Source organism: Williamsia sp. CHRR-6, assembly GCF_018474015.1.
In the GTDB taxonomy this organism is placed as follows: domain Bacteria; phylum Actinomycetota; class Actinomycetes; order Mycobacteriales; family Mycobacteriaceae; genus Williamsia_A.
In genome coordinates this window covers 540516-563286 of the sequence record NZ_JAHCSG010000003.1, presented here as the reverse complement: position 1 = coordinate 563286, position 22771 = coordinate 540516, and the positions used below count along the sequence as shown (strand labels likewise).

Here is a 22771-nt window from a genome sequence, read left to right as displayed (position 1 = left end):
GGCAGGTGCCGCGCAGGAGATGTTTCTTTGTCGGTTACCGATGGTCAGGCGCCGTCGCCAAGCCAGTACGTAGGTGGTCGAATGCGTGCTGCAACGTGGCCAGTACGTCGTTCATGCCGCCTGTTTCGTTTAGTTGCTGAAATGCAACACGCGCGGCGATGCCTGCACATCCGAGAACGAGTCGGGTGTAAAGGAGGCCGTGCGGACCGGTCGAACGCTGTGCACACAGTTCGTCGAATCTGGTGATGAGGTCGTTCGCGCCGGCGTCCCTGTTGAGCACCAGGGAGGGCTCGGTGTCCATCAAGGTCATGAGCTGAACGAGTTCCTCAGGGTTCTCGCCGGGATCGCTGATGACCTCCATGAACGCTGCCGTCGCGGAGTCGAAGAACCCCTCGTCGGCCGGTCGGGCCTCCAACGCCAGCAGGATGCGGTTGAGGATCGTCTCCATGAAGGCCCGCAGCGCATCGTCCTTGCTGGCGAAGTAATTGTGGAAGGTGCGGGCCGACACGCCCACCTCGGCCGCGACCGCCTCGACCGACACCGCGTCGAAACCGCGTTGTGCCGACAACCGGACCACTGCGCGGGCCAATGCGTCGCGGGTGGCCGCTTTCTTCGTCTCACGGAGGCCGGTGGAAGACATACGTGCAACCGTAGGCAAAATTGCACACACCCGCAAGATTGCAGTGTCATGCAAAAAAGTGATGGGGCTCACCGTCGTCGTGGCAACCGTGACGGCTGGGCCCCCAACCATCAGTTCGCTACGGTGGCCGCATGCGATGGACACACGGCACGGGTGCAGCGGTGGCCGCGATGTCGTTGGCGCTCACGCTCGGCGTGACCGGATGTGGGTCCGATGGTGGTGACGGTGCGTCGAAACCACCCGCGGGCGACGCTTCTTCTTCTGTGGCGCAACCGGTTTCGCCGTCGCCGCCGGCGCCGTCCGACGTACCGGCGTCGGAAGCGCCGGGCAGCTCCGAAGCGCCCGCCGGGTCTGATCCCGACGCCGAGACCGTGCCCGGACCCAACCTGCCGCCGGCGCAGAACGTGCCGCCGGGCAAGCAGGCGCCGGTCATCGCGGGCATCCGATGCGACACCGCCAACGGACCCGAGGGTGCGCTGCGGGTGATCGTGTTCCCCGGCAGTCGGGTGGGATGCGCGGTGGTGATGCCGGTGGCGCGCAGCTACGGGCCGCTCATCTCGACCGGTCGTCCTCAACAGGTGGCGGGCTGGAGCTGCGATCTGTCGAGCACCCCCGGAGTGTTGGCCCGCTGCGCGCGCGGCGGCGATTCCTTCGGGTTCGTGCCCCAGTGATCGGTCGGATCCCGATACCCGATCAGATCCTCATATTCGGTCAGATCCCCATACTTCGGTCAGATCTCGGCCAGGGCCTCGGTCAGCAGCTCCCGATAGCGGTCGCGCTCGACGATGTTCTCCGGGGCCGACAACACACTCAGCGTCAGCATCGGACCGGCACCGTAGAGGCCGTGCCCTACCCCGACGTGCGATGAGAGCACCGGGAACCCGGCGATGAGCGCCAGTGGCGCGTCGCCCACCGACAACTGTCCGTCCCCGCAGCGCAGGCTGGTGAACGAGGTGTGCACGGTGGGTGCAGTGCCGGCGCCACGGGCGGCTCGCCGACCCGCAGATCGTTGGTCGCGCGCAGAGCGTCGGCTCACCGCGGTGAGGATCGGACGGGGCACCACCTCGGCCAGCCGGACCATGCTGGTCATGTCCGGGTCGCGGAGCCGAGCACGTTCGCGGCGCAACGACGACCGGATGGCGGCGGCCCGATCCGGTGGGGTGACGTTCGCCGACAGTGAGATCAGCGCAGGCAGAAACCTGTTCTCGCCGTGCCAGGCGGTGTCCTTGTCCACCGCCACGGTGACATGGGCGCCCAGGGCCGAGGGGTCCTCCCCGCGTTCCTCGGCGTAGCGTTGCATGGCCAGCGAGATGGCCGCGAGAGCCGTTTCGGTGACCGTGAACCCCGATCGACGCAGCCGGTCGAGGTCGATCGGGATGACCGACAGGTGCCGGTGCGGGCCGGGTGCCGCCGAGTACGACAGGGCGGGTGCCACTGTTGTCGTGGCCACCTCGATGCGCGCATTCATGCGTCTACCCGCCCGCATCGCGCTGATCAGCCCGCCCGGCAGCCGCAGCCCGCGAACCAACCCACGGCCCAGGTCCCCCAGCGCGGTCACCGCGCGAGACCGTGTGGCTGCTGCCGCGATCCCAGCCACCGCGGTGTCACCGGGTTCGGGTGTGACGGCGAACATCGCGCGCACCAGTGCAGCTCCACCGGCCCCGTCGGTGAGGGCGTGGGAGAACCGCACCAGTACGACGGTGGCCGGTCCGTCGACACCGGGTACACCCTCGATGTCGGTGCCGACGTGCAGTTGCCACGGGGAGACCTGTGCGTCCAACGCGCCCGACAGCACGCGGGCGACCGCATCGAGCGTGGCCGACCAGGTGGGCGAGGAGGGGATCAACGCAGTGCAGGTGTCGGCGTGGGGTAACCGTTGGGCCACCCAGACCGGGTAGTCCAGGCCGCCGGGACTGTCGACCAGACGTTTGCGCAGCGCCGGTGTGGCTTCGATGCGTGCGTCGATGTGTCGCGCCACCGCCTCGGCGTCTAGTCCGCCGCCGGCGAAAGCCAGCAGAAAGTACTGGTCGGTCGGCATCCCGTCGCGCGAGGACAACCAGAAGGTGGCGTCCTTGGGGTCGAGCCGACCACTGGTGGTGTCGCCCGGGATCTCGAGCTCTATGTCGCCCACGTAGGCCAGGTTATGTGACGCGCGAGGCCCTTGGTACAAAAACACCCCCCACCTGAACCAGCAGATGGGGGGTGTGGCGGTGGCGGGGGGATTTGAACCCCCGGTACGGGGTTACCGCACACAGCATTTCGAGTGCTGCACCTTCGGCCGCTCGGACACGCCACCGCCGATGAATGTACCTCCACCGCTGCGAACAGCTAAATCGGCAGCTCAGGAGGGGTGGTCGGGGTGGGCGACCGAGTCGCGTCGGGTGGCGAAGAACCCTTGCAACAGCGCCGCGCACTCGGTGTCACGAATGCCGCCGAGCACCTGGGGTCGGTGGGCGAGGCGCTGATCGCGCACCACGTCCCACAACGATCCGACCGCCCCGGTCTTGGGTTCCCAGGCCCCGAACACCAGACGATCCAGCCGCGCCATCGTGATGGCGCCCGCGCACATCACGCACGGTTCCAGGGTGACCACCAGCGTGCAGCCGGTCAGCCGCCACCCGTCGCCGTGGACTGCGGCGGCGGCACGGATGGCGAGGATCTCGGCGTGAGCGGTGGGATCGCCATCGGCCTCACGGCGGTTGCCTGCGCGGGCCAGCACCGTCCCGTCTGCATCCAGCACCACCGCCCCGACCGGAACATCCTGCGGGCCCGAGCCTTTCGCGGCCGACAATGCCAGTGACATCCACTCGTCGTCGACTGCGCGGGACCACGGCGCCATGAGACGTGTGGTCAGTGACCGAGTTTGTCGAGCACACGCGACAACTCGTCGGCGAAACCCAGCCGGGCCGCGATCATCCCGATCTGCTCGTCGGCGTAGAGGTCGGTGTCGGAGACGATCACGTTCATCACCGAGTCGGGCAGGCCGAGGTCGGCCAGCAACCCCAGATCGCCTTCCTCCCAGGGCTCCACGTCGTCGAGCTCGTCGGCGTCGATGTCGGGAACCTCGACGTTGAGTGCGTCGAGTACGTCCACGGCGATGTCGTAGTCGAGCCCGGCGGTGGCGTCCGACAGCAGCAGCCGCGAGCCGGTGGGGGCCGGCCGGATCACCACGAAGAATTCATCGTCTACATCGAGAAGGCCGAAAACTGCACCGGCACTGCGCATCTCACGGAGTGAACGCTCGGCGTCGGCGAGGCTGGACAGGGCACTGTCGTCCATGGCGGTTACGGTCCACGCGCCGTCCTCGCGGACCACGGCGACAGCGAAACCGTCCAGGTCATCGTTACCCTCACCAGCCATGGGGCCACCGTAGTCCCACCTCGAAGCGATTCCCAAGTCCCGCCGCGGGGTGCCTTCACCCCTTGCGCCCGCCCGATGTGCCACTGTTGTGGCCATGGTCGGCGACGGCAGCGTGTGCATCCTCGGACTGGGCCTGATAGGCGGATCGTTGCTGCGTGCGGCGGTGTCAGTGGGGCGGGAGGCGTTCGGCTACAACCGGTCGCCGCAGACGGTCGAGGCCGCGCGAGCCGACGGGTACGACGCCGACACCGATCTGATCGCGGTGCTCGATCGCGCCACCGCAGCCGGCTCGTTGATCGTCCTCGCCACGCCGGTGACCGCAGCGGGTCCCATGCTGGACGCGATCGCAGAGCATGCATCCGATGCGCCGCTGACCGACGTGATCAGTGTGAAGGCGCAGGTGGCGTCCATGGTGGCCGAGCGTGGTCTCACCGCTCGCTTCGTGGGCGGCCACCCGATGGCTGGGACTGCGGTATCCGGTTGGGGGGCAACCGATCCTGAGTTGTTCCGGGGCGCCACCTGGGCGGTGGCCACCGATGACGACGCCGATCCGCAGGTGTGGTCGGCCGTCGCCGATCTCGCGCTCGAGGTGGGGTCGGTGGTGGTGCCGGTGGGCACCGACGCCCACGATGCGGCCGTTGCCGCCATCTCCCATCTGCCGCACCTGACCGCGGCGGCCACCGCGGCTGTCGGTGGGCAGGCCGGTGATCTGGCGTTGCGGCTGGCTGCAGGCAGTTTCCGCGACGGCACCCGGGTGGCTGGCACTGCACCGGCGCTGCAACGGGCCATGTTGGAGGCCAACCGGGAGTCGTTGGCGGCCGCCCTGGACCAGACCATCGAGCTGCTGGCTGCCGCTCGCACCGAACTGACCGAGGCCGGCACGGTGGCTGGACTGGTGGAGGCGGGCCACACCGCGCGGTTGCGGTACGACCAGATCGCAGGTGCAGGAGCGCCATCGATCACCGTGGCGGTGGGCAGTGACGACTGGCCGCGCCGGATGCGCATCGAGGCCCAGCGCGGTTCGGTGTGGCGCGGAGCTCAGATGCGTTCGGCCAGACCGGAATAGCTGCTGACGAAGCCGTGCTCGTCGGTGTGGATGGTCGCGTTGCCCACCGGTGAGACGATCTCGATGGCGTCGCCACCAGCGGTGTAGGTCTGGGTCTCGGCGCTGACCACACCCTCGGGCAGCCGAAGGTAGACCACCGGCAACTCCACGGTCGTGGCGGTGCGGTGCAACCCCAGGCGGCGGATGGGCAGAGTGTTGAACATCGGGCTGAGCATCAGGTCCACATCCCGGGCTCCGCCGAAGTCGCCACGCGTGGTGCCCTGTGGCGTCTGGATCAGCCAGGTCTGCTCGGCGTCACGGGTCAGGGAGATCTGTACCTCGCCACCGGCGCGCACCAGCTGCACCGAGAGTCGACGAGTGACACCGAGGTCGTTGGTCAACAGGTCGTAGGTGGCGCAGAACGCCTCGCTGGTCGGGGTGGCGGCGGCGATGATCTGGCCGTAGGCCTTCACCCGATCGCCGGTGACCTGGACGCGAGCCTGCTCGATGCGGGTGGCCTCGGCGTTACGCCAGGTGAGGATGGTCTTGAAGTCCTCGACCGGTGCAGCTGGGCTCGCGGTCTCGGGGGTGAGCTGTGGAGAATTCACTCCCCTACGGTAAGCGAGGAACCACGGCTGCCGAACGCGGTCCACAGAACCCGTTCCCGGCGGCTCCGATCGGCTCGCCTGCCGCCGCCCCGTTCGCATGGGTTGGCGTTGCTCGCACGGTGTGGTGCGTTTCGCATGGGTTGGGGTTGTTCGCATGGTGTGGTGCGTTTCGCACGGTGCATGCGGCGTGCGAAGCGACATGGACCGTGCGAACGGGGCGGAACCGTGCGAGCTGAACCAGACCGTGCGAACGGGGCAGAACCGTGCGAGCTGAACCGGACCGTGCGAACGGGGCGGAACCGTGCGAGCTGAACCAGACCGTGCGAGCTGAACCAGACCGTGCGGAAGGGAGGGTCAGCGGCGTCGCGCGGTGACGATCAGGTACGGCGCATCGAACGCCACGCGCCCGGATCCGTCGGTGTGCGGGGCCAGTGCCGCCTCGAAACCGGCGACCAGACGTTCGCGCTCCATCTCGTCGCACCGGCGCAGCAGATCCACGTGATACGGCGACTCGCTGGTGAGGAAGTGCATCGCGCTCTCGGCGGTGTCGAACGCCCAGGTGTGTACGCGATGTTCGATCTCGACGGTGTCGAAGTCCTCGGCCAACCGGGCGCGAACGGTCTCGGGCTCACCCCACTGTTCGGGTGCAAACGCTCCCGGCGGAGACGTACCCAGCACGGTGGCCACCGGATCGTGGAAAGGGTTGTGGGAAGGCTTCATCCATGCGCTGAAACCCAACGTTCCGCCGGGACGTAGCAGTCGCACCAGCTCGGCGACCTGACTGACCGGTTCGACGAAGATCAGGCCCATGCTGGAGACCGCGGCATCGAACGATTCGGCCGGCAAGCCGGTGTCTGCGGCGTCGCCGATCACCCAGGTGATGTCGGTGTCGTGTGGCGACACCCGTGACTTCTGTTGTGCCACAGCGATCAACTCGGGTGAGATGTCCAGGCCGGTGATGTCGGTGGCGCCCACCTCCGCCAACGCGAACGCGGCGTTGCCGGTGCCACAGGCCAGGTCGATGGTGCGTACCGCAGACAACGGTAAGCGGTCTTCCACCGAGGCGACCAGCTCGACTGCGATGTCGAAGATGCGGGCCGCCACCGCATCATATCGCCCCGTGGACCACTCACGACCGACGGCGGACGGGGTGGGTGCGGGCTGCGCGGCGGTCATGTGACCAGCGTAGCCCTGCGACGGAGTCACGGGATGGCAGTGGCGATCGCCATATCGGATCCCGGTGATGGCGCGGGCACCATGGACGCATGTCTGCCTCGCCCCGTTCGCATCGCACCGACGCCCCGTCCAGCGTGATGGATGGCTTCGCCTACACCCCTCCGCCGTTGCGCAAGCCGGTGGTCCTCGACCAGTACTGGGACGACCTGACCTTCGTGCACTGGCCGGTGGAGCCGGAATCGGTTGCGCACCTCTACCCGTCGGGTGCGCGACCGGATGTGTTCGACGACGGTTACACGTATGTGGCGCTGGTGCCGTTCTACATGCGGTCCATCGCCTTGGGCCCCACGTTGCCGCCGGTTCCCTACTTCGGCAGCTTCGCCGAGACCAACATCCGTCTGTACTCGATCGATGACGAAGGACGCCACGGCGTGCTGTTCCGGTCGCTGGAGACCGAGCGCGCAGCGGTGGTTCCCATCACACGTGCGGCGCTGGGCATCCCCTACACCTGGGCGAGGATGAGCATCGACCGGGCGCACGCGGCGAGCACCCCGGTCGGCGACGAGATCACCTACGACTCGACGCGCCGGTGGCCTGATCCTGGCCTGCGTAGTCGACTGCGGATCCGAGTGGGCGAGGCGGTGGAGCCCACTCCGTTGGAGACCTGGCTGACCGCGCGGTGGGGTGCCCACACCCGCGCACTCGGGCGCACGCTGTGGGTGCCCAACGAGCATCCGCCGTGGCCGCTGCACGTCGCCGAGGTGCTGGAGCTGTCCGACGACCTGCTCGGTGCCAGCGGTGTGGCGGCAGCTGGTGAGCCATTGCGGGCACTGTTCTCTCCGGGTGTGCGTACCCGTTTCGGACGCCCGTCGATGGTCGATCCAGGGTGACGCATCGGTGTGCAGCGCCTGGCCGGTCAGTATTTGGCTGACTGCCCGCCGTCGATGGGCAGCACCACCGCGTTGACGTAGGAGGCCTCGTCGGAGAGCAGGAACGCGACGACGGTCCCGATCTCCTCGGCGCGACCGTAGCGCTTCGTGGGGTTGGCCTGGATGAACTGGTGGGCCACGGCGTCGGGGTTCTCGGCGTCGATCTGTCGGAACGAGCCTTCGACCATGGGTGTCCAGATGGCGCCGGGGGCGATGGCGTTGACGCGAATGCCGAACTCCGCGTACTCGATCGCCGAGTTGCGGGTGAGCCCCACCACCCCGTGTTTGGCTGCGGCATAACCGGATTGGTTTCCGATAGCCCGGATTCCACCCACCGACGCGGTGTTGACCACCGCGCCCGACCCCTGCCCGCGCATCACACCCAGCACCTTCTCCAGCCCGAGAAACACCCCGCGCAGGTTGATCGCGAGCACGCGGTCGAACTCCGCTGAGGTGAACGATTCGGTCAGGTTCTGTTTGCCCTCGACGCCGGCGTTGTTGAAGAACCCGTCGATCCGACCGAATCGCTGCACGGTCTCGTCGACGTAGCGCTGCGTGTCGGGCTCGGAGGCGACGTCGGCGACCACGCTGAGCGTGGCGGCCCCTGCGACGGCGTCGGTCACTGCGGCCACCGTGGCGTCGAGACCTTCGGCGGACACGTCCACCAGGGACAGCAGCGCACCCTCGCGAGCCAGTTGCACGGCGGTCGCGCGACCGAGACCCGATCCGGCGCCGGTGATGAGGACAACCCGGTCTGTCATGCGTGCCATGGCTTCTCCTGAACAGTCGTGTCCGACGATCGGATATTCATCAGGATGATATCGCGAGGCCGGCCGACGGTTCGGGTTTTGCTCAGCGTCCTCGCGAGCCCGGCGTCTGGAATATCCGGTGGTTCGGCACCGCTGTAACCCGGGTGGTCCTGCGATCGTTGGACCACAGGATCAGGAGAATGACGTGAAGATCGGAATCATCGGAGCAGGTTTGATCGGCGGCACCCTCACCCGGCGCCTGACCGCAGTGGGTCATGAGGTGGCGGTGGCCAACTCGCGTGCGCCCGAGACACTTGCCGAACTGGCGGACGAGACCGGTGCGACCGCGGTCTGGGCGAAAGATGCTGCGGCAGATGCGGATCTGGTCATCTTGACCATCCCGCAGAAGAACGTGCCCGATCTGGCGGCCGGCTTGTTCGCCGCCCGCAAGCCCGGTGCCCCGATCATCGAGACCAACAACTACTACCCGCAGCAGCGGGATGGACTGATCGCGGCCATCGAAGACGGTCAGCCCGAGAGTGCCTGGGTCGCTGAGCAGATCGGTGAGCCGGTGGTGAAGGTGTTCAACGGCATCTACTGGAAGCATCTGCTGAACAAGGGTGTGCCGGCCGGTGAGCCCGGGCGTATCGCCTTGCCGATCGCCGGCGATGACGAGTTGCACAAGAAGATCGCCGCCGACCTGGTCGACGAGATCGGGTTCGAACCGGTGGACGCCGGCACCATCGCCGAGTCGTGGCGTCAGCAGCCGGGTACGCCGTCCTATGGCAAGGACTACGACGCCGCCCGCCTGCACGCGGCGCTGGCCGAGGCGACCCCCGAACGCACCGCCGACTGGAAGGCCTGAGAAAAAATCAACCCCCGTGACCGCCTCACGGCAGGGTCACGGGGGTGCGGTGCGCCCGAAGGGATTCGAACCCCTAACCTCTTGATCCGTAGTCAAGTGCTCTATCCGTTGAGCTACGGGCGCAGGTCTTCAGTTGTGTCGTACAGGTGGCGGGTTGCCGTGGCGGAGGCGAGAGGATTTGAACCTCCGGTCCCGTTTTAGCGGGACAATTCATTAGCAGTGAATCCCATTCGGCCGCTCTGGCACGCCTCCTGATGTAGCCGCCCTCACGGACTGCCGAACACGAAGGTTACACACGGCGCGTCGCGCGGAGCAAACCGCCCTTGGTGACCAGACCAATCGCTCCCTACATTGGGGGATGTGACTCCCATCCTTCGGTCTCATCTCGAATCGATACCCGCCTACGTACCCGGTCGCGTCATCCCGGGCGCGGTGAAACTGGCCAGCAACGAGGTGACCTTCGGACCGCTGCCCAGCGTCGCCGCGGCCATCGCCGAGGCGGCCGGCGGGCTCAACCGTTACCCCGACAACGCGATGGTGGAGCTCACCGAAACACTGGCCAAGAAGTTCGGGGTGACCGCGGACGAGATCGCGGTGGGCTGCGGTTCGGTGATCCTGTGCCAGAACCTGATCACGGTCACGGCCGGGCCTGGCGACGAGGTGCTGTTCGGGTGGCGGTCGTTCGAGATGTACCCGACGGCCACCCAGATCGCCGGTGCCGTGCCGGTGCAGGTGCCGCTCACCGGCGACGACACCTTCGATCTGTCGGCGATGGCCGATGCGATCACCGACCGCACCCGGCTGATCTTCGTCTGCAACCCCAACAACCCCACGGGGACCGTGGTCGAGGCCGCCGACCTTGAGGCCTTCCTCGAGCGGGTCCCGCCGACGGTGGTGGTGGCCCTCGACGAGGCCTACGCCGAATACGTTCGCCCCAGCCCGGCGCAGCGCTACGACGCGATCCAGCTGCACCGGCGACACCGCAACCTGGTGGTGTTGCGGACCTTCTCCAAGGCGTACGGGCTGGCCGGGCTGAGGGTGGGCTACGCGGTGGCCGACCCGACGGTCATTGAGGCATTACGCAAGGTGCACGTCCCATTCAGCGTCAACACGCTGGCTCAGGTGGCCGCGACGGCCTGCCTGCGGGCCGACGACGAGCTGCTCGCGCGCACCGAACCGATCGTGGCCGAGCGTGTTCGGGTTGCCGCGCAGTTGCGTGCGTGGGGGCTGCCGGTGTCGGACTCGCAGGCCAACTTCGTGTGGCTCGGGTTGGGTGCGGACACTGCGGAGTTCAGCGCGGCGATGACAGATCAAAAGGTGATCGTGCGCGCGTTCGACGGTGACGGGGTGCGTGTCACCGTCACCGACCCGCACGAGAACGATGCATTCCTGGCCGCCGTGCGCGCGTGGATGTCGGCTCGCGGCTGACCTAGAGGCCGCGGGACAACGTCTGCCACATGCCGGGCAGGCGCGCGGCCCAGTACGGCCAGTTGTGGGTGCCGACGACGGGGAAGTCGACGGTGACTCCCACGTTGTGTTTGCGCAGCGAGGCGGCGAACTCCGCTGAGCAGCGGTAGGCCGCACCCTCCAACGCCGACCCGGCGAGGATCTGGCCGCTGCGACCCAACGGCGAATCGATCGGAGCGGTCTGATCGCGCGGCCCCGGTGTGCCCTGGCCGGCCGAGATGTAGAGGTACTTGTCGCGCAACGCGTTCAGACGGGTGGCGGGGTCGTGGTCAGACCAGGCTGCCGCCCCTGGCGGACCCCACATGTTGGTGGCGTCGGCGCCCTCCTTGGCCACCGTGCCCCGCACGAACGCCTCGTTCACCGGACCGGTCGTCGGTGGGCAGCCGCTCAGCGAACCGACGGCGGTGTAGAGCGTCGGGTGGCGTGACGCCAGGATGAAGGCCGCTTGCCCGCCCATCGAGATCCCACCGATCGCGTTGATTCCGTTGCCGCCGTAGTGATTGTCGATCAGCGCAGGCAGCTCGGCGGTCAAGAACGTCTCCCACTGCGGCGCGCCCAACACCCGGTCACGCTTGCGCCAGTTCGTGTAATAGGTCCCGGCGCCGCCGGCGGGCATCACCACGGTGACGTTCTTGTCGTCGAAGAAGTCGACCGCGTGGCCCTTGCTCACCCAGTCGCTCTCGCCCTTGCCTGCCCCGGCCCCGTCGAGTAGGTAGAGGCTGGCCCGAGGGCGAGAAGTGTCGCGGGGCAACAAGATCGACACCTGAACCGGCCCACGCATGGCCGGTGAGTTCACCGTTATCCGCAGGTGTCGCGGGGTGATCGCGGTGACGGCCCCCAGCGTCGCCGCAGTGCTGCGGGTCGATGGAGGGATGCTGTTCGAGGGGGCCGCATCTGCGGCGGGAACCGTACTGATGCCCAGCGCACAGGCCACCGCGGTCACACTGATCAGGATTCGACGAAACGTTGTCACTGATTCCACGCTACCGGCGATTGCGGGAAAAATCTGTTCAGATGCACGTTCTCACGGCACCGGTCTGGCGTCGACCAGGTCACCGTCGGGCAACGCCGCCCCGGGCGGGGCTATTTCTCCAGCATCGGTCCGGCTCGATGGGAGTCGCCGGAGGAGAGTCGGATGATGTTGCCCTGCAGAACATCACGGTAGATTCTCAGCTGCTCCTCGCCGGCCCGCACCTGTTCGGTCAGCCGTTTGGTGTTGTCGGCCGAGATCTCTCGGTCACCTGAACGGGCTACCAGTCGGTCGATCCGGTCGTCGATCGTTGCGGTGCGGGCGAACTCGGCGAGGACGCGCAGTTCGACGGCCGCTGACTCGACCACCTCGGCCACCGACGCCAGCGCCGACACCCGGTCGACCACCTGGGTCCACACCGGTCGTAGCGACGTCTCGCGCCGTGAGATGTGGTCGTCGAGGGAGGTGTCGAAACCACCCGCTTGGCGGCTGGCGTCCAGATCGACCCGGATGGTGCGCAGCGCGATCACGTCGGCGGCGATCTCAGCCAGCTCGGCGTTGAGGTCCACCGCACCACGCTGAAGCTCGAAATGCTCAGAATGCCAAGCAGGACAGCGCATCACCCGGTCATAGAACAGGCCGGCGACATACAGGATGGTCTCGTAGCCGTCGAGGAACCGCGCTTCACCATTGGCCGGCGCCAGCTCGGTGTCAGCGGTCAGCTCGCTCACCCAGCGCCGTCCGCGTTCGATGCCTGCCTTGGCTGCCGCGCTACCCATGGCGCCGACCAGCCGATCCAACGCCACTGTGCCCGCGCGTCTCATGTAACCACCGGCGTGGACGTTGGGAGTGGGGGTCAACGTCAACGCCTCGAACAGTGCCTCACGATCAGCCAGCTCCAGGTGCACCCCGTCGCGTCGCTCGCGTCGGATACCGCGGATGCTGGTCGCGAAGATGCCTTTGCCGTTGATGACCTGCTTGCGACCGTCCTCGAGCTTGCGGCTGACCGCGGTGCGCCGGCTTCGCAGCACGGGGGCCACCATGCTCGGCAGCATGGGGTTGCGCAGCTGCGCGTCGATGGCCCCGACGCTGCGCTTGATGCGCCGCAGATCGCCGAATGCCGTTGCCCCCGTGATCAGGTCGCTGGTGGGGATGGGCAGACCTCTCGACATCCGGGTCACCACGATCGTGCGGGCCGAGTCCGACAGATGCCCGGCGGCGATGATCACCGCAGCCTCGTCGGACAGCTCGGCGGGCTCACCTCCGGGGATCACCGACACCGGCACCACGCACCGGTCACACCACGCGGCGATGTCGGTGCGCACCACCGGACGCGATCCACCGAACTCTGGGCTCAGACGCGGGTCGTTCATGTCTTCGATGGTACGGATTGCCGGGTTCTGGAGTTCGGTTCGTGACGGGCCGACCACCAGGTCAGTCGATGCAACAGCCAGGCGATCGGGATGCTGAACGCGGTGGTGGCGACGAAGGCTGCGGTGGTCGATCCGGTGAACACTCGGTAGCCCAACACGTCCATCATCAGCTCCAACACCATCAGGTGCACCAGGAAGAACTCATACGAGATCTCGCCCAGCCAGACCAGCGGCCGCCACGACAGCGTCCGATGCCACCACGTGTCGCGGGGTTCCAACACCAGGGGCGCGATCAGTCCCAGCGCCACCACCAGGTACAACGCATGTTTGACGATAGTGGCTCCGGCCGTGGCCGGCGTGATGGTCGGTTCGCCGGCGACATCGGTGCAGCTGAGTTGGAAGGCCAGCACGGCCACCGGCACCGACAGGATCGGTAGGCATCGCAGCCCGGAGCCGCCGGTGGCCATCCGGCGCGTTGAGATCTCGGCTACCACTGCCAGTGCCATCCCGCCGGCAAACCATGACGCGAACCCGGGCGGCCACAGTCCCGCCGTGGGGTCGATGCGGTTGCCGGAGTGAGTGAGCACAGCCCAGATCGGGCTGATCGCGGCGAGTGCCGTCAGACCGAGGAGCAGGGCGCCCGGGCGCCATCGACCAGCACAGGCCACCCGGGTGAGCAGCCAGGCCAGCGGCGGCAGACACACGTAGAACGCCACCTCCACCGACAGACTCCACATCTGGGTCAGCCCGGAGTGCAGGTGGCCGAACCCGTAGATCTGGGTGAGGGTGAGGTGGCGCAGCAGGCCGTCGAGGCCGTGACCGAGTGTTGAGGTGTCGGTGCGCCACCAGGCGAAGATGGCGTAGACGACCAACACGGTCACCACGTACGCGGGCAGGATGCGACGAATCCGTTGCCGCGCATAGTGACCCACCGATGGCGGTGGCCGGTTGTCGGCAAGGGAGCGTACCCAGGGTCCGAACAACAGCAACCCGGAGAGCACGAAGAAGATCGGCACACCCACCTCCAGGCGTGCGAAGAACCGCCCCGGCAGGTCGTCGGTGTAGCGCCCGGTCCAGAACGCTGCGTGGGTGGCGCAGACGAGAAGGGCTGCCACCGCGCGGATCCCGGTCAGGGCCGGGTTGCGGGGGGCGGACACGTCTCAGGTGGGGTCGGCCTCGAGCAGCCGGGTGGCCACCCGCTCCAGGGCGGCCACCCGGCTGCCCTTCACCAGCACCGCGTCGGCGGCGCCCAGCTGTCCCACCGCTGCCACGGCTGCATTCACATCGGCGACATGGGTTGCGGCCGAACCATAGTCGGGAGCGGCGACGGCGATCACCTCGATCCCGGCGTCGGCGGCGCGTGCACCGATCGCTGCGTGTTCAGCCGGTGCGGTGTCGCCGAGTTCGGCCATCACGCCCAGCACCGCCACCTTGCGTCCGGTGCCCAAGGCTGCCAACGCATCCAGGGCCGCGTTCATGGAGGTGGGGTTGGCGTTGTAGGCGTCGTTGAGCACCGCGGCACCGGTTGCCGTGTGCGACAACTCCATCCGCAGACCCGAGATGGCGGCTCCGCCCAACCCGGCGGCGATCTGATCGACGCTCAGACCCAGGCCGCCGGCCACACAGGCTGCGGCCAGGGCGTTGCTCACCTGGTGTCGTCCACGTGCGGCCAGCCGCACTGGCGTCTGCCCCCACGGGGTGTGCAGGGTGAACGCGGCGCGCAACTCGTCGTCGACGCTCACATCGATGGCGGTCACATCGGCGGTGCGGCCGGGTTCGGTGGCGTAGGTGAGCACGCGGGCGCGGCTCCGCGAGGCCATCGCGGCCACGGTCTCCTGGTCCACGTTGAGCACCGCGATGCCCTCGGGCGGCAGCGCCTCCACCAGTTCGCCCTTGGCCACCGCGATCGCTGCGATGTCACCGAACAGCTCCAGGTGCACCCCGTCGACGCGGGTGACCACGCCCACCGTCGGATGCGCGATGTCGCACAGGGTGGCGATGTGGCCCACGCCGCGCGCCCCCATCTCCACCACCACCGCCTCGGTGTCGTCGGGGGCGTTGACGAGGGTGAGGGGCAGCCCGAGTTCGTTGTTGAACGACCGTTCGTTGGCTGCGGTCCGCAGGGTGGTGGCCAACACCGTGGCCAACAGGTCCTTGGTCGAGGTCTTGCCCACCGATCCGGTCACCCCGATCACCGGACCGGCGATGCGGCTGCGCGCCGCCGAGCCCAACGCCGCCAGCGCGGCTGCGGTGTCCTCGACGACGACTGCAGATCCGGGCTGCTCGGCGATGGGTTCACGGCTCGTCAGATACGCCGCCGCGCCGCCCGCGGAGGCGGCGGCGATGAAGTCGTGACCGTCACGTTCGGCGACGATGGGGACGAAGAGCATGTCCGGGGTCACCGCACGCGAATCGATGCCGGCCCCCGACACCGTGATGTCGGGACCGATGAGTTGACCGCCGGTGGCCGCCGCCACCTCGCTGAGTGTGAAATGCACGCGTCGAAACTACTCCCGTGCGTGGCTCACACCGCCCGCCGTAGGGTGAGCGGCATGCAGAAACCCGCCCGCCACCGGCTGGTGGTCCTGTTCGGGGGTGTCTCGGCGGAGCACGATGTGTCGTGCGTGTCGGCTGCCCACGTGATGGCCGCCGTCGACCCCGACCGCTACGAGATCGTGCCGGTGGGTATCAACCATTCCGGGGAGTGGATCCGCAACGACGACGCGATCGCCGCCCTCACCGCTCGTGCCGCACTGCCCTCGACGCTGTCGACGACCGGCACCGAGGTGACGTCCGGGGAGATCTTGGCGCGCGACGCCTCACCGCTGCCGACGGTGGTGTTGCCGCTGCTGCACGGGCCGCACGGCGAGGACGGCACCGTGCAGGGCATGTTGGAGCTGGCTGGGCTGCCCTATGTGGGCAGCGGGGTGTTGGGGTCGGCGTTGTGCATGGACAAGGCGGCCGCCAAGGTGGCATGCGCGCAGGCGCGAATCCCGCAGTGCCGCTGGATCGAATACCGCGACGGCATGGGCAGCCGGGCCGATCTGGCCGCGCGGGTGATCGATGAGCTGGGCCTGCCGGCGTTCGTCAAACCAGCCAATCTTGGTTCGTCGGTGGGTATCTCGAAGGCACATGATGCCGAGGAGTTGACCGCGGCGATCGACCTCGCGCTCACCTATGACGAGGTGGTGGTGGTGGAGGAGGCCGTCACTGCCCGTGAGATCGAGGTGGCGGTGCTGGGTAACACGGCACCGCAGACGTCGCTGCCCGGTGAGGTGCTGCCCGGTGCGGAGTTCTACGACTATGAGGACAAATACCTCAACGGCACTGCCGGCCTTGCCATCCCAGCGGACCTACCCGCCGAGGAGGTGGCCCGGGTGCGCGAGCTGGCGGCCCAGGCGTTCGTCGCGCTGCGGTGTTCGGGGATGGCGCGGGTGGACTTCTTCTACGAAGAGGCGGGCCGGGGCTGGCTGCTCAACGAGGTCAACACCATTCCGGGGTTCACCCCGTCGTCGATGTATCCGAAGATGTGGGAGGCCACCGGACTGGCCTACCCGCACCTCGTCGATCGACTGGTCGAGTTGGCCCTCGAGCGTCATCGGCGACGATCCGGCTTCTCCACCCATCGGTGACGGCGTGACAGTCGAGGTGAACGGACAACTGTTCCGCGATGGGGTGGCCGTCGAGGGGTTCGCCCTCGAAGACATCTCCGACTACCTGCTGGAACCCGACACCATGGTGTGGGCCGACCTGTTGGATCCAACGCCAGATTCGTTGGGCCAGTTGGCAAACGAGCTAGGGTTGAGCAGGTGGGCCATCGAGGACTCGCTGGCCGACGCCGAACGCGTCAAGGCGTCGACGTACTCCAACCACACCTTCATCAGCGTGTACGCGGTCGGCTTCGACGTGTCGTCGGGCAGCCGCGACCCCGTGAGCTGGGGTGGGCTGCGCAAGCAACGCATCTCGATCTTCATCCGTGCCAACGTGATCGTGACGGTCCGGTTGAGTGACCCGATCATCTCGGCCACCACGGGCACGGTTGCCCAGTTCGGGGCGGGTGCCCGGGTGACCGACATCGAGGCGTTGATCCATCGGCTCGACGAACTCGGCGGCTACCAGCTGGGTGTCGGGATGTTGCTGCACGGTTTGCTCGACGTGGTGGTCGACTCGCATTTCGAGGCCATCGGCCAACTCGACGAGGTGCTGGATTCGTTGGAGCAGCAGGTCTTCGACACCAAGACCAATCCTCGTGTGCTGCAACGCAGTACGTACACCATCCGAAAGGATCTGGTGGCGTTGCGGCGGGTGGTGTTGCCGATGAGCGACGTGGTGGAGCTGCTGGAACGGCATCGCGATGTGCTCAAGGCGCCGGAGGCGTTGCGGGCCCGCTACGAGGACCTCTACGACCACATCACCCGCGCGGCCGAGTGGGTGGACTCGATGCAGGAGATGGTGGTGACCGTCTTCGAGACCAACGCGTCGCTGCAGGATGCCCGACTCAACGAAGTGATGAAGCGGCTGACCGCGTTCACCGCCATCATCGCGGTGCCCACGGCCATCACCGGGTTCTACGGCCAGAACGTGCCGTTCCCGGGGTCGGGGGCGACGAGTGGTTTCGTCACCAGCACGGTGCTCCTGGTGAGCGCGATGTCGCTGTTCTACGTGCTGTTCCGTCGCAACGGCTGGTTGTGACCGCGGCGTGATCTATCACATTCCCTGAGGTCGTTCGCGTACGTACCATCGTCGTCGTGACCACCAACCTGTGGGACCAGCTGCGCGATGTCGTGTTGCATCGCGAAGACAGCCACATCGACGAGGCCCCGAACATTGTTCGGCGGCGACGGATCGTGGTGGCTGTGACCATGGTGGTCGGTGCGGTGTTCCTGGCGCTGTCGTTGTCGACCAAGCCCGGCGACTCGGTGTTCTACGTCTACACAGTCGCGTTGGCGGCGGTGTGGTTCATCGGCTCGGCGCTGGCTCGCCCGCTGCATCTGGGTCGGGTCACCTGGCGGGGGCACCGTCGTCGTCCGGTGTTGACCGGGATCGGATTCGGGCTGGCACTCGGCGGGATCTTCGTTCTCGGTGGTCTGGTGGTGCGTGAGATACCGGTCATCCGGGACCTGGTGCGCCACGTCATGGAACATGCGACGCAGGGCAATCTGACCGTGGTCATCATCATCGCGTTGGTCAACGGGGTCGCCGAGGAACTGTTCTTCCGTGGTGCGCTGTATTCAGCTCTCGGTCGCCACAACCCGGTCATCTACTCGACGCTGATCTATGCGGTGGTCACCATGGCCAGCGGTAACCCGATGCTGGGATTCGCCGCGATCCTGTTGGGCTGGGTGTGTGCGATGGGGCGGCGCGCCACCGACGGGGTGTTGGCGCCGATCCTCACCCACGTGGCCTGGTCGTCGGTCATCCTGCTGGCCCTGCCGCCACTGTTCGGCGTGTGAGCCGGTTACGCTGTCGCGAGTGCATCGCATCTTCACCACGGCTGTTGCCGACGTCTATCCGCTGTATGTCGCGAAGCTGGAACGCAAGGGTCGGACTGAGGCGGAGCTACGGACCGTGATCAGCTGGCTCACGGGTCTCGACGATGCCGGTCTCGATCAACATCTCGAGTCCCGCACCACGTTTCACGACTTCTTCGGTGCTGTGACCCTGCGCCCCGATGCTCGGTTGATCACCGGTGTGGTGTGCGGCGTGCGCGTGGAAGACATCGACGATCCGCTGATGCAGAAGATCCGCTACCTCGACAAGCTGGTCGACGAACTCGCTCGCGGTAAGTCGATGGCAAAGGTGCTGAGGTCCTGAGATCACTCGGATGACCAGCGTTCTCGATGCTGTCGTGGGACGATGCCCAGGTCTTGCTCGACGCGGTTTTCCACGCCCACGGGGGTTGTCGCATGCACGTCCGTCGCTCGGTGAAAGGTGTTGCCGGGATTGGTGCTTTGGCGTTGGTGGTGGCTGGACCTACGTCCTGACAACTCAGTCTTCGGGTGCCCATGTGATCACCTTCTATCGCTGGGCTCAGCGCATCAGCTTCATCGATCCGCCCGTCACCATCAAGTCGCGCTTCACTTACGAAACGTCTAGCGGCCCTGGGAGTTGACGCTGCGGAACCCGAATAGTCCCACCCTGCTCATCGGACGACTTCGGGTATCACCCCGGGTCGACGCCTCGCCAGCTGCACGGCAACGTTCGACACGGCTTCGCTCTGAGCCCAGCCCGTCCCAACGTGGCGCGCTCGCGACCAGAGATCGCGAGATTGTCGGCTCGCCCGTCACGCAACGTCGACTTATGGGACGATAACCGAAAAGTTCGGCTGGTCCTCACGCTGGGAGTCGTCAGATGGTTCGGGTGAAGCGTTTCACGAAAGTGCTTGTCGGAGTAAGTGTTCTGGGTCTGTTGCTGGCCGGATGTCGGCTCACGGGACTGGAGATCACTCCCAGCCGGCTGCAGTGCCGGGTTGTCTCGCAGTCTGATGGCAAGCCGCTGTTCGACGGCGGTAACCAGTGTGGGACGGCGGTGGCGTCGTTCGGGGTTCCCTTCGGCTTCGGATCGAACGGCGCCCAGTTCAGGTTGGCCGCACCACAGACCCGCACCGGGTCGGGCACCGCCACCGATCCGCTCGTCATCACCACTGAGCTGCAGGTGGCCGATCAGGGCGTCAACCTCACGCAGGTGGACACCTTCGTGGACGGCGCCACCAGCTACGACACGACGATCACGGTGAGCACGTTCTCCACCGAGATCTATCCGATCACGGTGTACCGGGCGGCAGATTGCGCCGTCGGCGGTGACAACGGCACCGGAGCCTTGGTGCCCAACGGTGTCTCCTGCGTCGCGTCCAACGGCGAGCGCATCACCTGGACCGATCTGACCGGCGGCGCAACGCGGCAGGAAGGGGCTGTCGGCGACGTGTTCGCGGTGATCGGTGCCGGGAAGCCGTTCGACAACACCGCCAGCACCGTCACCGTCGACAACGCCGCCGGCCTCAGCTGGACGGTGAACATCCCGCCGAGCCCCGGGAGTCTGACGTTGAAATCGCGTTTCACCTACGAAAGCTCAGGCACCGGCAGCTGACGTTTGATCGGTGGCGGCCTGCGGGGGTAGTTGCCCTCGGCCGGACGCCACTGGCAAAACCAGGTGGCATTCCACGCAACAGTCTCGGCCGCCCGTACGAGGGAGATCCGCTACGCGGGGGGTCACACAGGTGATCGAAGCGTATCGGCGAAAAGACGGACCTCGCGACGAGAACTGTACGGGCTCGGTGCGTCCCACTCTCGAAGTCTGGTTGGTCGTCGGCCGGGACAGGGTTTCGTAGTGCGATCACCGCTGGACCGCTGCGGCGTTGGCACAGTCTCCGGCCTACAGGCGGGACGTCAGCTCATCGAGATGTCTCGGATCAGCCGGCGCGCGTTAGAGGTTCTTTGTCAATCCGACAAATCAGTCCGGCGCTCGTCAGCGTTACTCGGCTTAGCAACTCGCCGTCAGGTGCTCATCTGAGTCGTGAGCGCAGATACTCGATCACATCGTCGGCGATCTCGGCGCCAGTCTCTTGGCGTTGTGGGAACTTTTGCGCCCATGGCCTGCCGGGATGCAGGGTATCCCAACGGGTCCTCATGCCATTGATACGACCAGCGCCTGGATCATGATTGCCAAATCCGTCAACGAGCACATTCCATACTGGATGAGAGCGCTGAATCATTACGGACTCGCCCAGGGGAATCCAGATCGGTTCAACAACGAGGTAGCGGAACCGGAACTCATCGAGGCGAAAGTCTCTGGTCTCGACCTGGCCAATACTCTTGGCATGCTCTTTGAGGCGCGACCTGAGAGCCGTTGTAGACGTGGTTTTCGCGACCTCAACTCCCTTCCGGCCACCTTTCGGAACCGCCTTTCCGACGTAGACGGCGATGTCGCGGTTCTCCGGTTCGGAAAGCGGCTTGTACGTGGGGCAGTCCCCTCGGTAGTAGATGGCGTAGATTCCGGCGCCTTTGAAGTCTGGAATCTCGCTATGCCTTACTGCGGGCGTCGCCAGCAGCTTGTTCGCGATGCTCACTGCGAGGTTTTCCATGTCTAGCGGATTATATGCGCTCATGCAGATGCCGCATTCGACGAAGGACGCCGCGACGTAGTCATATTTCGGATGGCAGCCAGCTCGAGGTGCGTCCGAACCGAGGCGGCTACGAGCTGTGCGAGCTTGACGGGCACTGCGTTCCCCAACTGCCGCATTGCCTCGCTCCACGCTCCGTGGAGCTCGTATCGGTCAGGGAAGGTCTGGATGCGGGCGGCCTCTCGAACGGAAAAGTACCGAACTTGCCCATCTGGGTACAATGCCATGTTTTCACCGCCGGGTACACCATGGCCGCCCGCTTTAAGGGCCTTGGCGGGTAAGTCGAGAGGCGAGCCAGTATGGCCCGGGTATTGGCGCGCACCGGGTTGTAATGCGTGATTTAAGAAGCGATTGCTGCCAGCAAGCAGAGGCTCTGGAAGCCCTACGAGCGCCTCGCGAACTGTGCGCCAGGGCTTGCCGATGGGCTCTAGCGACCCGCTGGCAATCAGTTGCGCGCGCGCAATCTGCCGTTCTGTGGGGAGCGGTCGATCTTTTCTCGCGACCTTGTTCCGCTTCCAGTAGTCACCCGTCACCCACTGGTCGTTGATGAGTGCGTCAGATGAATGGGTGGCGACCGGGAAGGACCATTCGGCGCTCACATCCGATCTGAAACCGACGAGAAAGACACGCCAACGCTGCTGCGGCACACCGTAGTCGGCTGCGTTGACCAAGGTCGGAACCACCCGATAGCGGAGGGTAGCTTCGCGTGATGTAGTCATCTCGACTTGTAGTCGCGAGTGGTGGTCGACCCAGTTTTCTTCTGGGCGTGCGGCGAGCTCGGGAAACCGAAGCCTATTTTGGATGTACTCAAAATAATTTGCGAAAGCAGGGCGGGTAAGCCCACGGACATTTTCAACTATGAATGCTCGAGGTCGGAGCTCGCGGATCACTTCCGCCGTCGCGGGGAACATGTCCCTTTTGTCGTCAGCGGCGCGTGCTTTCCCGCCCATGGAGAAGGGCTGACAAGGCGGGCCGCCGGAGACCAGGTCAATGTCTGAGAGGCCGCTCCAGTCGACGCCACGAACGTCACCCTCGTGAATCGACCAGTGTTCTACCAACGGGTATCCGCGCGCACTGTTTTCGCGCATCGTGTCGCACGCCCAGCGGTCCCACTCGGCGACCACGACTGGTTCGAACCCGGCGAGCTCGCATCCCAGGGCGAGACCGCCAGCTCCAGCGAACAGCTCAACTGATTTCACCCTGTGACCGTATCGCCCCCCACTGCCACCGCCCTCCAGCAGCGGCGGCGTGGCGCTGAACTGCAGAAACGAGGCCTCGAATTCCTCCAGGGCAGCAGTCCTTCCCGCTGACAGCTGTGCTGCCTCTCTTGCAGTCAATGCACCCGTATCGGGCCCTCGCTCGAACTCAAGCGGTAGAAACAGTGGCTCACCATCCCCCATACAGCGTAGGACGGCCCAACTCGTCGGTTGGTTCCCCGTCGCCGCTTCTACATTGGGCGCCCGCTGGCGA

23 protein-coding genes and 3 tRNA genes are annotated in these 22771 nt (G+C 66.5%); 10 read left to right on the top strand and 16 right to left on the bottom strand.

The annotated features are described in order from the left end of the window. Positions 1-34: 34 nt before the first annotated feature. Positions 35-640, bottom strand: a complete 606-nt coding sequence (locus KIK15_RS11500; RefSeq protein ID WP_214244482.1) for a TetR family transcriptional regulator — start codon at positions 638-640, stop codon at positions 35-37. A 131-nt stretch (positions 641-771) separates the two neighbouring features. Between KIK15_RS11500 and KIK15_RS11495 the strand changes: the two genes are divergently transcribed. After that, positions 772-1311, top strand: a complete 540-nt coding sequence (locus tag KIK15_RS11495) for a hypothetical protein (RefSeq protein ID WP_214244480.1) — start codon at positions 772-774, stop codon at positions 1309-1311. A 59-nt stretch (positions 1312-1370) separates the two neighbouring features. Here KIK15_RS11495 and KIK15_RS11490 read toward each other — a convergent pair whose 3' ends face one another. From KIK15_RS11490 to KIK15_RS11475, 4 genes are all read right to left on the bottom strand, one after another. Beyond that, positions 1371-2771: a wax ester/triacylglycerol synthase domain-containing protein gene (locus KIK15_RS11490; protein ID WP_214244479.1), complete on the bottom strand. Its 1401-nt coding sequence runs from the start codon at positions 2769-2771 to the stop codon at positions 1371-1373. Positions 2772-2845: 74 nt separating this feature from the next. Continuing rightward, positions 2846-2936, bottom strand: a tRNA-Ser gene (locus tag KIK15_RS11485). Positions 2937-2981: 45 nt separating this feature from the next. After that, the gene (locus KIK15_RS11480) at positions 2982-3479 is read right to left on the bottom strand and encodes a nucleoside deaminase (RefSeq protein ID WP_250324447.1); all 498 of its coding nucleotides are present in this window, start codon (positions 3477-3479) and stop codon (positions 2982-2984) included. Between the two features lie 11 nt (positions 3480-3490). Then, a complete protein-coding gene (locus tag KIK15_RS11475) occupies positions 3491-4000 on the bottom strand; it encodes a tRNA adenosine deaminase-associated protein (RefSeq protein WP_214244477.1) in 510 nt (169 codons plus the stop codon). Between the two features lie 94 nt (positions 4001-4094). Here KIK15_RS11475 and KIK15_RS11470 point away from each other — a divergent pair, with 94 nt between their 5' ends. Further along, positions 4095-5066, top strand: coding sequence for a prephenate dehydrogenase (locus tag KIK15_RS11470; protein WP_214244476.1), 972 nt, complete (start codon positions 4095-4097; stop codon positions 5064-5066). Here KIK15_RS11470 and KIK15_RS11465 read toward each other — a convergent pair. Continuing rightward, positions 5039-5653 carry a putative glycolipid-binding domain-containing protein gene (locus KIK15_RS11465; RefSeq protein WP_307851844.1) on the bottom strand — a complete coding sequence of 205 codons (615 nt, stop codon included), beginning with the start codon at positions 5651-5653 and terminating at the stop codon, positions 5039-5041. The genes KIK15_RS11470 and KIK15_RS11465 overlap by 28 nt on opposite strands. Before the next feature lie 354 nt (positions 5654-6007). Beyond that, positions 6008-6829 carry a class I SAM-dependent methyltransferase gene (locus KIK15_RS11460; RefSeq protein WP_214244472.1) on the bottom strand — a complete coding sequence of 274 codons (822 nt, stop codon included), beginning with the start codon at positions 6827-6829 and terminating at the stop codon, positions 6008-6010. A gap of 89 nt (positions 6830-6918) precedes the next feature. Between KIK15_RS11460 and KIK15_RS11455 the strand changes: the two genes are divergently transcribed. Continuing rightward, complete coding sequence (locus tag KIK15_RS11455; RefSeq protein WP_250324446.1) at positions 6919-7719, top strand: YqjF family protein; 801 nt, start codon at positions 6919-6921, stop codon at positions 7717-7719. Positions 7720-7745: 26 nt separating this feature from the next. Here KIK15_RS11455 and KIK15_RS11450 read toward each other — a convergent pair whose 3' ends face one another. Then, on the bottom strand, positions 7746-8528 hold the full coding sequence (locus KIK15_RS11450) for an SDR family oxidoreductase (RefSeq protein WP_214244470.1): 783 nt from the start codon (positions 8526-8528) through the stop codon (positions 7746-7748). 184 nt (positions 8529-8712) lie between these two features. Here KIK15_RS11450 and KIK15_RS11445 point away from each other — a divergent pair, with 184 nt between their 5' ends. Continuing rightward, the gene (locus KIK15_RS11445) at positions 8713-9372 is read left to right on the top strand and encodes an NADPH-dependent F420 reductase (RefSeq protein ID WP_374222847.1); all 660 of its coding nucleotides are present in this window, start codon (positions 8713-8715) and stop codon (positions 9370-9372) included. 50 nt (positions 9373-9422) lie between these two features. Here the strand turns inward: KIK15_RS11445 and KIK15_RS11440 are convergent. After that, positions 9423-9495 (bottom strand) — tRNA-Arg (locus KIK15_RS11440). Between the two features lie 37 nt (positions 9496-9532). Further along, positions 9533-9624, bottom strand: a tRNA-Ser gene (locus KIK15_RS11435). A 108-nt stretch (positions 9625-9732) separates the two neighbouring features. Between KIK15_RS11435 and hisC the strand changes: the two genes are divergently transcribed. After that, positions 9733-10800 (top strand): histidinol-phosphate transaminase, encoded by a 1068-nt coding sequence (gene hisC, locus KIK15_RS11430; RefSeq protein WP_214244468.1) that lies wholly within the window; start codon positions 9733-9735, stop codon positions 10798-10800. 1 nt (position 10801) lies between these two features. Here the strand turns inward: hisC and KIK15_RS11425 are convergent, their stop codons facing one another. The 4 genes from KIK15_RS11425 to murF all read right to left on the bottom strand — a co-directional run bounded on the left by KIK15_RS11425 (position 10802) and on the right by murF (position 15680). Then, positions 10802-11812 carry an alpha/beta hydrolase family protein gene (locus KIK15_RS11425; protein WP_307851843.1) on the bottom strand — a complete coding sequence of 337 codons (1011 nt, stop codon included), beginning with the start codon at positions 11810-11812 and terminating at the stop codon, positions 10802-10804. A 110-nt stretch (positions 11813-11922) separates the two neighbouring features. Beyond that, positions 11923-13182 carry a hypothetical protein gene (locus tag KIK15_RS11420; RefSeq protein WP_214244466.1) on the bottom strand — a complete coding sequence of 420 codons (1260 nt, stop codon included), beginning with the start codon at positions 13180-13182 and terminating at the stop codon, positions 11923-11925. Next, entirely contained in the window at positions 13179-14339 is a 1161-nt protein-coding gene (locus KIK15_RS11415) for an acyltransferase (RefSeq protein ID WP_214244465.1), read from the bottom strand. The genes KIK15_RS11420 and KIK15_RS11415 overlap by 4 nt, the downstream gene beginning before the upstream one ends. A 3-nt stretch (positions 14340-14342) precedes the next feature. Continuing rightward, entirely contained in the window at positions 14343-15680 is a 1338-nt protein-coding gene (gene murF / locus KIK15_RS11410; protein WP_214244463.1) for a UDP-N-acetylmuramoyl-tripeptide--D-alanyl-D-alanine ligase, read from the bottom strand. Positions 15681-15734: 54 nt separating this feature from the next. On the opposite strand from murF, the gene KIK15_RS11405 reads away from it, so the two are divergent. From KIK15_RS11405 to KIK15_RS11385, 5 genes are all read left to right on the top strand, one after another. Then, complete coding sequence (locus KIK15_RS11405) at positions 15735-16814, top strand: D-alanine--D-alanine ligase family protein (RefSeq protein WP_214244461.1); 1080 nt, start codon at positions 15735-15737, stop codon at positions 16812-16814. A 4-nt stretch (positions 16815-16818) separates the two neighbouring features. Then, complete coding sequence (locus KIK15_RS11400) at positions 16819-17874, top strand: magnesium transporter CorA family protein (protein WP_307851842.1); 1056 nt, start codon at positions 16819-16821, stop codon at positions 17872-17874. A gap of 56 nt (positions 17875-17930) precedes the next feature. Beyond that, positions 17931-18635, top strand: coding sequence for a CPBP family intramembrane glutamic endopeptidase (locus KIK15_RS11395; protein WP_214244459.1), 705 nt, complete (start codon positions 17931-17933; stop codon positions 18633-18635). Positions 18636-18654: 19 nt separating this feature from the next. Beyond that, positions 18655-18996: a DUF2200 domain-containing protein gene (locus tag KIK15_RS11390; protein ID WP_214244457.1), complete on the top strand. Its 342-nt coding sequence runs from the start codon at positions 18655-18657 to the stop codon at positions 18994-18996. A gap of 546 nt (positions 18997-19542) precedes the next feature. Next, the gene (locus KIK15_RS11385; RefSeq protein ID WP_214244455.1) at positions 19543-20268 is read left to right on the top strand and encodes a hypothetical protein; all 726 of its coding nucleotides are present in this window, start codon (positions 19543-19545) and stop codon (positions 20266-20268) included. Positions 20269-20683: 415 nt separating this feature from the next. On the opposite strand, the gene KIK15_RS11380 is transcribed toward KIK15_RS11385, so the two are convergent. Then, positions 20684-21262, bottom strand: a complete 579-nt coding sequence (locus tag KIK15_RS11380; RefSeq protein ID WP_250324444.1) for an Eco29kI family restriction endonuclease — start codon at positions 21260-21262, stop codon at positions 20684-20686. Between the two features lie 20 nt (positions 21263-21282). After that, a complete protein-coding gene (locus tag KIK15_RS11375) occupies positions 21283-22500 on the bottom strand; it encodes a DNA cytosine methyltransferase (RefSeq protein ID WP_214244452.1) in 1218 nt (405 codons plus the stop codon). Between the last annotated feature and the right edge of the window lie 271 nt (positions 22501-22771).